General features: G+C 53.3%; 15 protein-coding genes. 10 read left to right on the forward strand and 5 right to left on the reverse strand.

Going from position 1 to position 14,345, the window contains the following annotated elements; all coding sequences use genetic code 11:
• Positions 1-15 precede the first annotated feature (15 nt).
• The gene (locus FPZ45_RS22255; RefSeq protein WP_144706666.1) at positions 16-1,188 is read right to left on the reverse strand and encodes a M20 family metallopeptidase; all 1,173 of its coding nucleotides are present in this window, start codon (positions 1,186-1,188) and stop codon (positions 16-18) included.
• A 207-nt stretch (positions 1,189-1,395) separates the two neighbouring features.
• Here FPZ45_RS22255 and FPZ45_RS22260 point away from each other — a divergent pair, with 207 nt between their 5' ends.
• Genes FPZ45_RS22260 through FPZ45_RS22270 form a run of 3 tightly spaced genes read left to right on the forward strand, consistent with a single transcriptional unit; the run spans position 1,396 to position 4,529 of the window.
• The gene (locus FPZ45_RS22260; protein ID WP_144706668.1) at positions 1,396-2,382 is read left to right on the forward strand and encodes a Gfo/Idh/MocA family protein; all 987 of its coding nucleotides are present in this window, start codon (positions 1,396-1,398) and stop codon (positions 2,380-2,382) included.
• A 24-nt stretch (positions 2,383-2,406) separates the two neighbouring features.
• The gene (locus tag FPZ45_RS22265) at positions 2,407-3,453 is read left to right on the forward strand and encodes an AraC family transcriptional regulator (protein ID WP_144706670.1); all 1,047 of its coding nucleotides are present in this window, start codon (positions 2,407-2,409) and stop codon (positions 3,451-3,453) included.
• Positions 3,450-4,529, forward strand: coding sequence for a Gfo/Idh/MocA family protein (locus FPZ45_RS22270; RefSeq protein WP_144706672.1), 1,080 nt, complete (start codon positions 3,450-3,452; stop codon positions 4,527-4,529). Before FPZ45_RS22265 ends, FPZ45_RS22270 begins: the two co-directional genes overlap by 4 nt.
• A 312-nt stretch (positions 4,530-4,841) precedes the next feature.
• Here FPZ45_RS22270 and FPZ45_RS22275 read toward each other — a convergent pair whose 3' ends face one another.
• Entirely contained in the window at positions 4,842-5,627 is a 786-nt protein-coding gene (locus tag FPZ45_RS22275) for a protein-glutamine gamma-glutamyltransferase (protein WP_144706674.1), read from the reverse strand.
• A 153-nt stretch (positions 5,628-5,780) separates the two neighbouring features.
• Here FPZ45_RS22275 and FPZ45_RS22280 point away from each other — a divergent pair, with 153 nt between their 5' ends.
• The 3 genes from FPZ45_RS22280 to FPZ45_RS22290 are packed head-to-tail and all read left to right on the forward strand — an operon-like array spanning position 5,781 to position 8,197.
• A complete protein-coding gene (locus tag FPZ45_RS22280) occupies positions 5,781-6,233 on the forward strand; it encodes a MarR family winged helix-turn-helix transcriptional regulator (RefSeq protein ID WP_144706676.1) in 453 nt (150 codons plus the stop codon).
• Between the two features lie 13 nt (positions 6,234-6,246).
• A complete protein-coding gene (locus FPZ45_RS22285; RefSeq protein WP_246120547.1) occupies positions 6,247-7,452 on the forward strand; it encodes an MFS transporter in 1,206 nt (401 codons plus the stop codon).
• 52 nt (positions 7,453-7,504) lie between these two features.
• Positions 7,505-8,197, forward strand: a complete 693-nt coding sequence (locus FPZ45_RS22290) for a M50 family metallopeptidase (RefSeq protein ID WP_144706680.1) — start codon at positions 7,505-7,507, stop codon at positions 8,195-8,197.
• A gap of 13 nt (positions 8,198-8,210) precedes the next feature.
• On the opposite strand, the gene nrdD is transcribed toward FPZ45_RS22290, so the two are convergent.
• Genes nrdD through FPZ45_RS22305 form a run of 3 tightly spaced genes read right to left on the reverse strand, consistent with a single transcriptional unit; the run spans position 8,211 to position 10,778 of the window.
• Complete coding sequence (nrdD, locus tag FPZ45_RS22295; protein WP_144706682.1) at positions 8,211-10,079, reverse strand: anaerobic ribonucleoside-triphosphate reductase; 1,869 nt, start codon at positions 10,077-10,079, stop codon at positions 8,211-8,213.
• Positions 10,063-10,548, reverse strand: coding sequence for a radical SAM protein (locus FPZ45_RS22300; RefSeq protein WP_144706684.1), 486 nt, complete (start codon positions 10,546-10,548; stop codon positions 10,063-10,065). The genes nrdD and FPZ45_RS22300 overlap by 17 nt, the downstream gene beginning before the upstream one ends.
• Entirely contained in the window at positions 10,545-10,778 is a 234-nt protein-coding gene (locus tag FPZ45_RS22305) for a radical SAM protein (RefSeq protein ID WP_144706686.1), read from the reverse strand. The genes FPZ45_RS22300 and FPZ45_RS22305 overlap by 4 nt, the downstream gene beginning before the upstream one ends.
• Positions 10,779-11,038: 260 nt before the next feature.
• Here FPZ45_RS22305 and FPZ45_RS22310 point away from each other — a divergent pair, with 260 nt between their 5' ends.
• The 4 genes from FPZ45_RS22310 to FPZ45_RS22325 all read left to right on the forward strand — a co-directional run bounded on the left by FPZ45_RS22310 (position 11,039) and on the right by FPZ45_RS22325 (position 14,329).
• Positions 11,039-12,184: a LolA family protein gene (locus FPZ45_RS22310; protein ID WP_144706688.1), complete on the forward strand. Its 1,146-nt coding sequence runs from the start codon at positions 11,039-11,041 to the stop codon at positions 12,182-12,184.
• Between the two features lie 146 nt (positions 12,185-12,330).
• Positions 12,331-13,512 carry an alanine racemase gene (gene alr / locus FPZ45_RS22315; RefSeq protein ID WP_144706690.1) on the forward strand — a complete coding sequence of 394 codons (1,182 nt, stop codon included), beginning with the start codon at positions 12,331-12,333 and terminating at the stop codon, positions 13,510-13,512.
• A 181-nt stretch (positions 13,513-13,693) separates the two neighbouring features.
• A complete protein-coding gene (locus FPZ45_RS22320; RefSeq protein WP_144706692.1) occupies positions 13,694-13,975 on the forward strand; it encodes a CopG family ribbon-helix-helix protein in 282 nt (93 codons plus the stop codon).
• 3 nt (positions 13,976-13,978) lie between these two features.
• Positions 13,979-14,329, forward strand: coding sequence for a type II toxin-antitoxin system PemK/MazF family toxin (locus FPZ45_RS22325; protein WP_144706694.1), 351 nt, complete (start codon positions 13,979-13,981; stop codon positions 14,327-14,329).
• The last annotated feature ends 16 nt before the right edge of the window (positions 14,330-14,345 follow it).

Below are 14,345 nucleotides of genomic sequence, written 5' to 3' on the forward strand. Positions count from 1 at the left end.
CAGTGGCCTGCCGACCTAGAGGCTTTGTCGAAATTCTTCCTTGATCCGCTGCCGCAGCTCCGCGTCCGTCAGAACGTCGCAGGCGGTATACGCGAGCATGGTTGCGCCGAATACCATCGCTTTGTAAGCCCGGTCGGTCTGCGCGGCGTCTCGGAACTCTGTTGTGTGAAGCTGATAGGGCTCGTCGACGATCTTGATGAAGGGATGCGCCGCCGGACAACGCAACGATACGTTGCCCAGGTCGAGCGAGCCGTTATCGTGTCCGCCGCGAATTTCGTCCTCCGGGATTCCACTCGCAATCAAGTTCGCTGTGAAAGCTTCGGATAACGCCTCGTTGGTGAGCAGCTCGTCGTATGAATATTCGTAATTGGATACCGTCATGCTGCAGCCCGTGGCAATTCCGGCCGCCTCCGCGCAGGTGGTGACTTTGCGTGCCAGCTCGTCGACGTAGGCGCGCGTTGCGGCTCTTACGTAGAAGCGAGCTTCCGCGTAATCAGGGATAAGGTTTGGTGCTTTCCCGCCGCTCGAGATAATGCCGTGAATGCGGGCGTCTTCCCGCGTTTGCTGGCGCAGCGCATTGACGGAGTTGAACAGTTGGATCACAGCGTCAAGCGCGTTGATCCCGAGCTCCGGGTTCGCTGCCGCGTGCGCGGCTTTGCCGCGGAACTCGAATTGCAGCGCGTCCATGGCCAGTGACGCGCCGGAGCGCTCGTAGCAATGGTATGGATGAGCCATGATCGCGATGTCGCAATCGTCGAATAATCCGGCGGCGGCCATGTCGACTTTGGCGCCCATCGTCTCTTCGGCGGGCGTGCCGTATACGCGGATCGTGCCGCCGGTACGGTCGGCGACGGTGCGAAGTCCGGCGGCCGCGCCCAAGGCCATCGTGCAGATTAGGTGATGGCCGCAGGCGTGCCCGATCTCTGGCAAGGCATCGTATTCGGCCAACAATCCGACGACCGGCCCGGGTTTCCCCGATGTGTATTCGGCGATAAACGCGGTTTCCAGGCCAAGCACGGTCCGTTCCACCCGGAATCCGAGCTTCTCCAGCTCGGACGAGAGGAGGGCAGCGGCTTGTTTTTCCTCATGGCCCAGCTCGGGGTGGGCGGCGATGAACGAGGCGATCTCGGTCAATCGGCCCGAGTAGGCTTGAATGCTATCTTGAACGATCGATTTCAGATCCGTCATAGGCGATCTCCTTTTTCGTATTCGAAGGATATGTGCTCTATTTATCGTATCTCTTCCCGACAGGACAATCAAGGTTGGACGGATTGAAAAATCATGTCGCTATTTTATAGTTTAAATGGCACAAAAACTTATTATATTGGCTGAAAAAGTTGTGTAATCTTTACGTGTTGTCGTATATTTTAAGTTAAAGGCCAAGGAGGCTCTTCCATGATTCGGATCGGTAAAATCAGCTATTGGCATGTTCATGCAGACGAATACACGCAGCTCGCGTTGGCGCATCCAGACACGGAGTTGGCGGCGATCTGGGACGAGTTGCCGGAGCGCGGGCAAGCGAAAGCAGCTAAATACGGCGTGCCTTATTACGCTTCGCTCGACGAGATGCTCGCTAGAGATGACATTGACGCAGTGATCGTCGACGCGCCGACGAATCTTCACCATGAAGTCATGCTGAAGGCCGCTCGCGCGGGCAAACATATTTTCACGGAAAAGGTGATCGCACCTACCCGCAAAGAAGTCGAGGACATCGTCGGGGCGGTTCGTGAAGCCGGCGTTAAGTTCACGGTATCGCTGCCCCGTCTTTATGCGAATTACACGCAGACGATCGGGCGCATCGTGGAGGAAGGCACGCTCGGCAAGCTGACGCTGGCCAGGGTTCGCCTGTCGCACAACGGAGCGATCGCGAACTGGTTGCCTGAGCATTTCTATTCGAAGGAACAATGCGGCGGGGGTGCGCTAATCGATCTCGGCTGTCATCCGATGTATCTCGTGCGGAGCTTCCTGGGTATGCCGGAAAGTGTGATCGCGAATTTCGGATACGTAACCGGCAGGGAAGTGGAAGATAACGCCGTTGCCGTTCTTCGGTATTCCGAAGGCGCGATCGGAATCGTGGAAGCAGGATTCGTGAACAGCCACTCTCCGTTCTCCATCGAGTTGCACGGCACGGAAGGTACGTTGCTGTTCGGCTTTCCGGAAGAGGTCGTTAAAATCCGTTCGAACCGCGGAAGCGGGGAGTGGGAAACGTTGCCTCTCGGCGAGAAGCAGCCCGACGCGTTCAGCCAGTGGGTCGGGCATATTCGGAATGACACGGAAGCGACGGACAATGTTGCGGCCGCGGTCGATCTGACGAAGCTGATGGAGGCATCCACACGTTCGGTGGCGGAAGGGCGTCCGATTCGAATCGACGAATTGGCGTAAACGGTCGCATAAGGGGGGGACAGGATGTCGGCGGAAGAACGAGACAAGCAGGAGAACGGAACAAGGAAGCAGCAGGATCGGAAATCCGCCGGAGCTCCTGGTCCCTTTCCCTATGCCCGGATGGCGAAGAAACAGGACGCGCTGGACAGGCTGGATTTGCAGTTCCGCTGGGGAGGATACGGCATTCGTGTGCTGAAATGCCATCTCACTTCGTTTCCCCCGGGACAAATCGTTAATTTTCATAAACACTCCGAATACGAATTTCATTATATTCCTAAGGGCAAAGGGAAGGTCATTCTCGTTGACCAGGCCTACGATCTCCATGAAGGCTTGTTTTATTTGACGGGGCCGGATTTGGTTCATTATCAGGAATCGGATCAGAACGATCCCATGTTCGAGTTATGCTTGCACTTGGACATCGTCCCTCTCGGAACGGGAATCGAACCGGAGGGCTGGGGCGACGATCTGGAAGCGGCGGAAGCCCGGGAGTGCATCACGGCGCTGGATAAGCTGCCTCTCGTACCTATCGTCGACCGGTTCCATGCGATGAACGGGTTTCTGGAGGCATATCGAATCTGGGAAGAACAACCCGCCGGTTTCTATACGTTAATGAAGCAGGCGATCGTCCAGATTCTTCTGCGCACGACGCGGGTATCGGAGAATGAAGCGGTCCGTCCGGGAATCCCGGAAAGGGATATGAGCTTCCATCGTTACGAACTCGCCACGCAATACATTCAGGATAACGAAAGCTTGCCGATCTCGCTTGAACAGGTCGCCGAGTGGATCAGAATCAGCCCGCGGCAACTGCAGCGCATATTCCGCAGTGAGGGGCGTACGACTTTCCGCGATTATTTGGAGCACGTAAGATTGACGGCGATATGCGCCGATCTGATCCGGACGGACAAGCCGATCGAGGAAATCGCTGTTAATCACGGATACGTCAATCCGAACTATTTATACCCGGTATTTAAAGGAAAATATGAAGTGACGCCAAGCGCTTATCGCAAAATGCATTCCGGAGACACCCGCGGGTCGTCCCCTCAACTTCAAGGAGAGAAGGAAGAGACATGAGCAAACATTTACGGATCGGCATTATCGGCAGCGGGGGCATCGCCAGAGCCCATGTAGCGGCATACAGGCAGCTGCCTTTCGTGGAAATCGTAGCCGTCGCCGACGTCATTCCCGGGAAGGCAGGTCAGTTCGTCGAGGCCGAACAGCTCGTCGGGGCTGCCGCATACGACGGACATCAGAAGCTGTTGGAACAAGAGCTCGACGGTGTCAGCATCTGCACGCCGAACGTTTCGCACCACGCAACGACGGTAGACGCCTTGCGCGCAGGCAAGCAGGTGTTGCTTGAGAAACCGATGTCCGTTACGCTTGCCGAGGCCGTGGAGATGACGCAAGTTGCCCGCGAGACGGGCAATATGCTGACGATCGGCTTCCAACCGCGTTACGATCCGAACATGAAGCTGCTGCAGGAGATCGTGCAATCGGGGCGGCTCGGCAAGGTGTATTACGCTGAGACCGGAGGCGGCCGCCGTCGCGGGATGCCTGGGGGCACGTTCATCAGTAAGAAGCTGGCTGGAGCGGGAGCGATGGCCGACATCGGCTGTTATTCGCTGGACATGGCGCTTAACGCACTTGGCTATCCGCGCCCAATCACCGTCTCCGCATATACGTCGAATCATTTCGGACGCAATCCTCTTTATCATTCGGAGGCCGCGAAGTTCGAAGTGGAAGATTTCGGCGTAGCCATGGTTCGTTTCGAGAACGATCTCGTGCTGCAATTCAAAATCTCTTGGGCGATGCACATGGACACGCTAGGAGCGACAATGTTCCTCGGCACGGACGCCGGTTTGAAAATCACGCCTGCGGGCAGCGGCCCATGGTCGGGCGTGTGGGACGGCGCGGTCGGCTCAATGACCATGTTCCATGACGAGTACGGCGGCCATACGAGCACGCCGGTTCCGCTTATCGAGCACAAGCTGAATTTGTTCCACGAGAAAGTCCGGGACTTCGCCGAAGCGGTTCGCGACGGGCGTCCGGCACCGATCCCGGGCGAGCAAATTCTGATCCAGCAAGCGATTATCGACGGTGTGCTCCGCTCATCCGAGGCCGGCCGCGAAGTGTCGATCGAATTGCCGTAAGGCGTAGTAAAGACCGTTCCTCTCGCAAAGAGGAACGGTCTTTTTTCATTGCACGATTCTTTCGAGCAACTCCCGCGCACGGACGCCATAGTCGAAGAATTAATCGATTTTATCGAGCAACTTCCGCGCTAGGAAGCCGCAGTCGAAGAATAACTCGATTTTATCGAGCAACTCCCGCGCTAGGAAGCCGCAGTCGAAGAATAACTCGATTTTATCGAGCAACTCCCGCGCTAGGACGCCACAGTCGAAGAATTACTCGATTCTTTCGAGCAACTCCCGGCGAACTGAGGCCATTTTAAAAATACGCCATGTTCAAGAACATCGATACAAATAGGACCGCATGCCGATCCGGGCGGTTATCGGTCTTTCTAGCTTGCGCAAATGTTCGAAGTCGGGATGCTCCACCTCATCGGTGAGATAAGCGGATGTCATGCTTCCGGGTATTCTGATCTTATTCAGAGCGGCGATTATCTCCTCCTGCGACCGGATTCCGATCCCATGGCCGAAATATTGGTCGACGCCAAGCATGATCGCATTTTCTCCCTGCCATTCAGGCTTATCCGGATCGTGATCGGGATTCTTGAAATAAAGCACGTCCCCGGGGTAGGCCTCGTTTTTATCGTTCACCGTAATTAACCGCAGATTGCTGTCGTATTGCCAGTCGTACAAGAGCAAATTCTTAAAATGGGCATTAAACGTGTCATACCCGATCGACTCCATCACGGCCTTATACAAAATGATGACCATCGCGGTCGCGCATTCGAATGAATATAACGAGCCGTTTGCGAAAATATCGTTAATCGCGTCGGACGCAAGCACGCCGGGATTTTGTCGGAAACCTCCGTTCTCCGTCCGGGACCAATACCGCTCGTTCGCGCGGTCATCATCGAAAGTAGCGAAGCTTACCCCGCTTGCGTTCATGCTTCTGGCCGCATCTACGATCCGGCTTCTCATACGCAGCTCGAATATCAAAGCTTCCGGGGAATCGTATGAATAGACGACAGGACTTTGTTGTTTTGCGAGTAAAATCTCCCGTTCAAGTTCAGTCAATACGGACTGATCGAACGAGCCGATATCCATTCCTGATATTTGGATCATTCCGCTCCTCCTTCATATTCGGTTTTCAGCCCATAAACCATTGTACGAGGGAGAACGGGATTTGGTGAGGTTAGGTTTACAAATATAGTTGTGCATAATATAATTGTTTACACAACTAATTAATTCGACGAAAAAAAGGAGAATCGAATTCGAATGACACTTCACGATAACGATCTGAAACGATCGGCCGGATTTATGATGGGAACGGCCTATCGCAAAATATCGGCACTATTCCAAAGCAAGCTTAAAGAGTACGACATTACCACGGAACAATGGTCGGTCCTCTACCAGGTCGATCAATCCGAAGGGCTGATTCAGAAGGAAATCGCGGAGAGATCCGGCAAAGACAGACCCGCGACGACGAGAATACTGGACCAACTGGAACAGAAGGGACTGGTCGGCAAGCGTGTCGGAGAGCACGATCGCCGTTCCTTCAAGGTCTATATTACGGACAAGGGGAGAGAGCTCGTACAGCGGACGGCGCCGATTGAACGGCAATTAAACGCGGATCTGCGCCAATGCTTATCTGAGGAAGAATACGATGTATTGCTCGAGCTTCTGTACAGGATGTACCGGCATGCGAGCGACATCGCGGAAAGAGATTAGGAGTGGATCAATCTTGCAAGATCGGCAACTAAATCAATCAACAAGACTTTGGACGAAGTCTTTTATCGCTTTAACGATCAGTTCTTTTCTATTGTTTCTGAATTTGCAGATGCTGCTGGCGGCGTTCCCGTCTTACGTGCAAAAAAAGTTCCAAGCGGACGATATGACTCTCAGCCTTGTGACGAGCGTCTTCGCGTTATCCGCGATCGTCGCTCGGTTCGTGACGGCCGCGCTCATGCGCAAGGTCGGACGCAAAGCGCTGCTCTACACCGGACTCGGAATCGGAGCCGTCGTTACTTTGATTTATATCCTCGCGAACTCCATCGGTTCTTTGCTGCTGATGCGGGTCGGCTACGGAATCGGCTTCGGGATGGCGAGCACGATTATCCCGACACTCGTATCCCGGATCATTCCCGCCAGCCGGATGGGAGAAGGCATCGGGTATTTCGGATTGTCGACAAGTCTGGCCATGTCGATTGGCCCGATGATCGGGTTAAACGTCATGAAAGAGGCTGGTTTCGATAAGCTGGCGATGGCCGGCGCGGCGACTCTGCTGCTGGCGTTTCCGATCCTTCTTCTGACGCGGGCGATTCCGCCCCAACCTCGGAACCCCGTTTCTTCTTCCACGGGAACCCGGGAGAAAGTGCCTTTTAACAAGCGTTTGATCTTCCCTGCTTCGCTTAACGTTCTTCTCGCGATTACTTACGGAGGACTGCTCAGCTTCATCGCATTGTTCGGAGAATCGGTTCATCTGGAGCAAGTCGGCCTCTTTTTCCTATTTAACGCGATTACCATTATTATTATTCGGCCGATCTCCGGCAAAGTATTCGACCGCAAGGGACATGCGGCGGTATTGATTCCCGCGGTGATATGCGTGATCTCAAGCTTGGCCGTGCTTTCCTACGCGACGACGATGCCGCTTCTTATCATATCCGCTTTGCTGTACGGACTCGGGTTCGGCGCGATCCAACCGACGATCCAGGCTTGGATGCTTCGTTCCTCGGCGCAGGCGCAGTACGGAATGGCCAATAGCATGTTCTATAATTCAACGGATCTTGGCGTAGCTTCGGGAGCGTTCATCTTAGGCGCGATCTCCGCCGCCACTGATTACGCGGTTATGTATCGTTATGCCGCAGGGTTTATGGCACTTTTCCTCGTTCTGTTCGCGGCGGTCCATTTCCGCGCCAAGACGCTTAATAAAGAAGCTGCCCTTTCCTGATTGGCGCTATTAGATTTGGGTGATATAATGCAATTGCCGATTCTAGCGAAATATGGCAAAGAAAGAGGAGATTCCTATCAAATCTTGGATCAGGGTCGCGATATTCCTAGCGATCTCCGCATTCCTCACCCGACTTATTCCTTTTTCCGATTACTTCCGCAACGTAGATACGTTGATTCATGAACTGTCCCATGCGATTGCTACGCTGGCTCTATCCGGTCATGTCATGTTCGTGCACCTTTATTCGGATCATAGCGGAGTCACCTATATGTCGTACGCGGGCGGATGGAGGTCTGTTCCGATCTCGCTTGCGGGATATGTAGGTTCGGCCTTGTTTACCGTACTTCTCTTTTATTTGCATTCTATTAAAAAGGAAAAAGCGGGCTTGATTGGAATCGCGTCCTTAACGGTACTCAGCCTTGTGATCTTCGTTCGCAACGGCTACGGCGTGGGGTGGTGCGCGGGGTTCGCGATTTTGACGATTCTGATTTGCGTGCTGAACAAGCCCGGGATCATCAAAGGATATTATTTGCTCATCGCTTTTATCTGTCTCGTAGAGTCCGTCATCAGCTCGCTGATTATCCTTTCGGCTGCGTTTCAAGACCCGAACGCGGCGGGAGACGCGGCCAGCCTGGCCGCGGACACGTATATTCCCGCCTTTGTCTGGGGACTGCTGTTCACGCTGTTCTCCTTAATATGCACAAGATGGTCGATCAAAATATTTTACAAGCGCGGCTTCGATTGAAGCCGCGTTTGTTTTAGAGCTGGTCTTCCTTTACCCGATTGCGGGTGTTCCAGTCGAACCGGCGCGCATTGCTCCAGAAGTTGTATTCTCCTTGATAATAACCGTCCCGATCCACACTCAATTTCTTACGGGCGATCATCTTCACATATCCGATGACTCTGCTGAATGTGGCGATGTCATCGCTGCCGCAGACCGGGCAAGCGGCGATGTTTTTTCCATCTTCCGCGACGATCTGCTGTCCGCAGGCCAGACAGCTAGTCAGGGTAGGCGTCAAGGTGATATATTGGATCGGTTTTTCGAAGATGCGCTTGAGATAATCGGCTAGACGCCAAGGCGGCAGCTTACTCTCCAAGAAGTGGTGAAGAATGCTTCCGGAGGTCGCGTAAGCTTGGAATTCCGCGCTGTTCTCGATTTGGCGAAGAAAATCGTCCTCGCTGAAAGGGAGCATACATCCCGAGGTCAAATAACCATCGTGGCGGGCCAGCTTAATCGCCGCATTTTCCCCCGGTGCGTATTCGATCCCGCAGGCGACTTGGTCTCTCACGATAAAGTCGTTGATAACCTCCGTCATAAACTGCATGATGCGGTGCGCGAGCTGTTTGCCCGCCGGGTTATTCATGCCTCCGGGATAACCGGCGTTAATAAGCCCTTCGTGCATCCCAGCAACGCCGAACACGTTAAAGTAGTTGGATAAATCCCGGTTTAAGGCGAAGAAGGTCGGATAGAGCTCTTTGTTTTGTTCGATCCATTTTCTTTTTGCCATATGGCCTTCTTGCATGACGTTGAGCAGTTCCTTGATTTTGTCGAATAACAATCGCTCGTCGTGCCCGTATTCCATCAACACCCTGTTTAAGTTCAGATTCAATACTTGCACGGCACCGGTCGAACCCGTAGAACTGCCGAAGATTCCGCTTCCTGCCCTGGATAGAACGGACAAATCGATCTGCAGACGACAGCATAAGCTGCGACTGACTTCCGGATCCCGCGGTTTCAGATACGGATTCAGCTTGCGGTAATATTCATCCTCGAAGGGTGCGGAACGGAAATTCTCGAAATAGACTCCACCCCATCTGTACATCCCGTCCAGCAGTTCGTGGAAGAGAAGATTGTCATAGTCGAAGCCGTCGTCGATCGGTACCGTAATCAGGGGGAAAGTAAACGGAATGCCGGTACCGGTTCCCTGCTTCATGACCTCGATGATGGCTTGGTTAATTCGATCGAAGTACTCAGTCGGAACGTCTTGATACCGAAAGTTCATCGGGGAGCCGCCGATTACGACAAATTCATTTTTGATCTCGTCGGACGGTTTGCCGAATTCCAGCGTAATGTTGGTGAATGCCGATTGGGAGCCGCTGCGCAGCGGCATGTTCATCTCCCAGATCAGACTTTGGAACAGCTGCTTCAGGTCGTCCTCCGAGTACAAGCGGCCGTTCAAAGTCTCCTCCATATATAGATACGAAGCGGAAACGGTCGTCATCTGCGATAACATGACCGCTCCGGAAACTTGCTGGGACATAAGCACGACGATATTGCTGAAGTGACGCAACAGCGTGTCTAGCCTGCGGGTCGGCTTCGATGCGGTCATGTTTTTGGCTAACGTTGGAATTCCGTTCATGGCAATATCTTTGCATGACACGCTTACGCAATATGGACTTAGCTGCTTATCATGGATATAGACTACCCCGTCCTCATATAATTCGGTCAACCAGGCGGGCATTATGGATTGCAGCAAAAACCGCTCTTCGGCATGATTGGTCAAGTTATGACGAAGCAGAGGGAGGGAATAGACGTAATTGCTGTTCTCTCTTTTTAAGTAGTCAGCTTGCTTGGTTTCGGATGGCGAAGTGAAAGTGGCAATAATTTCTTCAGAACGACGAAACATGATCTTGGCCTCCACCCATTGGGGAATATATTCCTGTTGCCGCAGGTTGCGGATAAAAAGGATTCAAGAAATAGGGAACATTGCTGCCGTATTTGTTTTTCAACCGGCTGACATAGATCCGAATTTGCTCGAAAAACTCTTCGCTTAGCATGGGATAACGAACCGTCCTGACCTGGCTCAGCTTGCTGTTATGGCGAATGACGATCTCTACCGACTCTAGAATGTTTCGGAGGAACTGCTTGGAAGGGGCGACTCCGATTATGGCTTCATAAACTTCGCGGTCATCCAGCGGGCCCAAACCGTGATAAGGCAGTTTCATATCGACGTGCGCGCCATCGATGAGACGGCCGGCGAGCAAATCTTGCAATTTCTCGGGGAAAGTACCGTTTGTAAAAACAATGATTTTGCCTCGGAAGACCTCGCGAACTTGCTTGAGGAATTCAACGATTTCGGATGACGGGCCGATCAAAACTCTCCGCCGCTAAACAGCACCGCGTCGAACATCGCATCGTATCCGCTAAGCCTCTCGACGACTTGTGCGCCGGATAGATGGTCCTTCGGCGGTTTCGCGATCAGTTCGTCTGCATTATGGCATCCGTAACAGCGCATATTGCAACCGTTCCAAGCGTGGATCAGCAAAGAAAGTTGTCCGGGCAAATCGTCGAACGTTCTTATGAATCGCGGGTAGAATGCGAGCATGAGATTCTCCTTTCTGCTGAAAACACTATATTTTGTGCTCATGTAAAATGTATAGCACAATATGTTGAATTCATATGTGATTATTATCACAAGCGAAATCTGCCGGCAGCCGCACAATCGGGATGGTTCATCATGACGCCGCCTGTCGCCGCTTAACGGCGTTCTGCTTGTCAGGCTCGTCAAACTAGTCCGCATAATCGTCCAAGTCTCCTCATAGAAATGAAGCATGGATTGATTAATGTGCTGAGGGGTGGATGGGCATGCATCGTCGGATTTCATGGATCGCCGCCGTCGCGGTCGCGATGGTTGTTATCTTGGCCGGTTGCGGAAGCAAGAACGCGGATTCGATCGTGAAGGACCTGGACAAAGTCGTGGGTAAAATGGAAAGCTATGAAGGCAGCGGTACGATGACCTTACATACAGGGCAGCAGCCGCTGGAGTACAAAGTCGAAGTATGGTACCAAAAGCCGGATATGTACCGGATCGCGCTGACGAACGCCAAGCGCGACGTGACGCAGATCGTGCTTCGCAACGACGAAGGGGTTTTCGTGCTGACCCCGCAGCTCAACAAAAGCTATCGCTTCCAGAGCGATTGGCCGGACAATCAAGGCCAGGTTTACCTCTATCAGACGCTCGCCAAAAGTATTCTCGTGGACAATTCCCGCCAATTCACCACGGACAAAGACAACTACGTATTCGACGTCATGGCGGGCAACTATCAGAACGGTTCGTTCGCTCGCCAGAAAATCTGGTTATCCCAGAACGATTACGCGCCAAGACATGTCGAAGTATCCGACGCGAACGGCAACAAGATGGTCGAGGTCACATTTAATTCTTTCGAATTCGGCAAGAAGTTCGATAAGTCCGCGTTCGATATGGATAAGAACATGGGCGTCATTCCGAATTCAAAGTCCAAACCGTCGGAGGATCGCGAAGGAGGCGGCAAAAGTCCGAATCCCTCGGCGGCGCCCAGCGCCACCCCGTCTCCGAACGCTTCGGCTTCCCCGGATGCGCAAACTTCCGGAGAAATCTCGGAGACGCCGGAGCAACCGGTCAGCTTCTCTCTGATTGAACCGGACGTAGACGCACTGCCTGCCGGCGTGGAATTGTTGGATCAGTTCGAGGTTGCTCTCGGGGATCAAAAAGGATATGTGCTCCGCTATACGGGCAGTTCCGACTTCACGATCGTGGAGACCGCAGCCAAGGATAAGGCGGTTACGCTTAGCGAAGGGATCGGGCTTGATCTGGGCTTTACGCTCGGCCATCTGACAGGAAGCCAGTTAAGCATGTTAAAAACGCTGACCTGGAGCTATAACGGAATCGAGTATCGCCTCACTACCGAGGATTTGCATCAAGATGATATGGCGCGAATCGCGCAGTCGATGGTGGAATCATCGGGTAAATAAGCGGAGCGCGCGAGGCCGATCGTCTGACGATCGGCCTTCCTTCGCTCCGATAAGGAAAACGTTGCCTGCTTGAATATCGTTGACAGTCCCGCATCCGCCCGGTAACATTGATTTATTGCAGTTTTAGCAGGGTAGGTGAGCGGTCCGTGGACTGTTATTACCGTCCGACCGTGGCTGAAATCTCCTTTGACGCCCTCGATCATAACATCGGAGCGTTTCGCGAACGTTTGGCGCCGGGGACCAAATTGCTGGCGTCCATCAAAGCGAACGCATATGGACATGGGGCAGTCGAGATCGCGAGAAGAGCGGCGGCAGTCGGCGTGGATTATTTAGGCGTGGCGTTTTTGGATGAGGCTTTGCAACTGAGGGCGTCGGGAGTCGAGGCTCCTGTTCTCGTGCTGGGATATACGCCGCCGGAAGGTTATCTTCCGGCTAAAGAGCAAGGCATCACTCTTACGTTATATCGGGATCAAATGCTGGATGCGGCGGAGCAACTGCCCGTCGCAGGCAAGAAACTCAAAGTACATGTCAAAATCGATTCGGGCATGGGAAGACTGGGCCTTCTTCCGGGCCGGGACGCGGAACGCTTCTTAGAACGGGTCTGCGCGATGCCCCAGATCGAAGTGGAAGGGTTGTACACCCATTTCGCGCGCGCGGACGAACATGACAAAACGTATACGACGATGCAGATCGAGAGGTTCGCTTCTGTCGCCGATTACGCGCGGCGGGCGGGTTTGCCGATCTCGATCATCCATACCGGCAACAGCGCGGCGGGAATTGATTTGCCGGAGCATACCGGGAACATGCTGCGGCTAGGCATTGGCATGTACGGCTTATATCCGAGCGATGAAGTGGACGTAGATAGCATTCCTTTGCAGCCTGTCATGTCCCTGAAGACCTCTGTCGTGCATGTGAAGACGTTGCCCGCAGGAGAAGGCATCAGCTACGGGACGCGTTATTTTACGGAGCGGGAGGAGACGATCGGCACATTGCCGATCGGATATGCGGACGGATTCAGCCGTATTCTCAGCGGCAAAGCCGAAGCGTTAGTACGGGGACACAAAGTTCCGGTGCTCGGGACGATCTGCATGGATCAATGCATGATTCGTTTGGACGATGCGATGGCGGCCGGAGAGCCGAAAATCGAGCCGGGCGAGGAAGTCGTGCTGATCGGCCGGCAAGGAAACGCATCCATCTCCGCCGAAGAAGTCGCCGCGAAGCTGGGCACGATCCCCTATGAATTGATCTGTATGCTGGCCGCTCGCGTGCCGAGAGTGTATCGCAGCAACGGAGAGATCGTAGAGATTGCCAATCCGCTGATCGGTTAATTTTGGTTTTACTTTTTGGCCGGAGGCGGAAGGAATGACGGAGCTCGATCTAGAATGATTATAGAGTGCGTGTTCTCGATGCTGCGGCGATGAAGCGCGGCCATATCGTATAATTCTTTCTCCACTCATGCATACTGGAAAATAGGGAACTTGTTGGAAAATCTTTGGGGGTGTCCGTTCGGTGGCCAATTTACACAATACGAAACGCATTATGATCAGCCTTCCGGATCATTTGCTGCGCGAAGTCGACTTCGTCGTCGCCAAGGAAAATACCAACCGCAGCGAGATTATTCGCCAGGCCATGAAACATTATCTGGTCGATCGCAAAAAGCGGTTGATTCGCGACGCGATGCAGCGCGGGTATTTGGAAATGGCTAAAATCAATTTGCATATGGCTTCGGAAGCTTTTCACGCCGAAGAGGAAACGGAACATATTCTTGGTCGCCTCGTAAGCGGGGTGTAAACTTTGATTGTGAAACGCGGGGATGTTTTCTATGCGGATTTGTCGCCGGTCGTCGGTTCCGAGCAAGGCGGGGTCCGCCCCGTATTGATCATTCAGAACGATATCGGCAACCGCTTCAGTCCAACGGTTATCGTAGCGGCCATAACGGCGCAAATCCAGAAAGCGAAGCTGCCGACTCACGTAGAAATCGAAGCGAAAACCCACGGCATGGAACGGGATTCCGTCATCCTGCTCGAACAAATCCGGACGATCGACAAGCAGCGATTAACGGATAAAATCACGCATTTGGACGACGAGACGATGCACAAGGTTAACGATGCCTTGCAGATCAGCGTCGGATTGATCGATTTTTAATAAACGAATCTGACAG

Origin of the sequence: Cohnella terricola (genome assembly GCF_007786475.1) — a bacterium.
In the GTDB taxonomy this organism is placed as follows: domain Bacteria; phylum Bacillota; class Bacilli; order Paenibacillales; family Paenibacillaceae; genus Cohnella; species Cohnella terricola.

What these genes read in the sequence shown, in the direction of transcription:
- FPZ45_RS22255 (WP_144706666.1), bottom strand. Translation starts at nt 1,188, where the DNA reads ATGACGGATCTGAAATCGATCGTTCAAGATAGCATTCAAGCCTACTCG.
- FPZ45_RS22260 (WP_144706668.1), top strand. Translation starts at nt 1,396, where the DNA reads ATGATTCGGATCGGTAAAATCAGCTATTGGCATGTTCATGCAGACGAA.
- FPZ45_RS22265 (WP_144706670.1), top strand. Translation starts at nt 2,407, where the DNA reads ATGTCGGCGGAAGAACGAGACAAGCAGGAGAACGGAACAAGGAAGCAG.
- FPZ45_RS22270 (WP_144706672.1), top strand. Translation starts at nt 3,450, where the DNA reads ATGAGCAAACATTTACGGATCGGCATTATCGGCAGCGGGGGCATCGCC.
- FPZ45_RS22275 (WP_144706674.1), bottom strand. Translation starts at nt 5,627, where the DNA reads ATGATCCAAATATCAGGAATGGATATCGGCTCGTTCGATCAGTCCGTA.
- FPZ45_RS22280 (WP_144706676.1), top strand. Translation starts at nt 5,781, where the DNA reads ATGACACTTCACGATAACGATCTGAAACGATCGGCCGGATTTATGATG.
- FPZ45_RS22290 (WP_144706680.1), top strand. Translation starts at nt 7,505, where the DNA reads ATGGCAAAGAAAGAGGAGATTCCTATCAAATCTTGGATCAGGGTCGCG.
- nrdD (WP_144706682.1), bottom strand. Translation starts at nt 10,079, where the DNA reads ATGTTTCGTCGTTCTGAAGAAATTATTGCCACTTTCACTTCGCCATCC.
- FPZ45_RS22305 (WP_144706686.1), bottom strand. Translation starts at nt 10,778, where the DNA reads ATGCTCGCATTCTACCCGCGATTCATAAGAACGTTCGACGATTTGCCC.
- FPZ45_RS22310 (WP_144706688.1), top strand. Translation starts at nt 11,039, where the DNA reads ATGCATCGTCGGATTTCATGGATCGCCGCCGTCGCGGTCGCGATGGTT.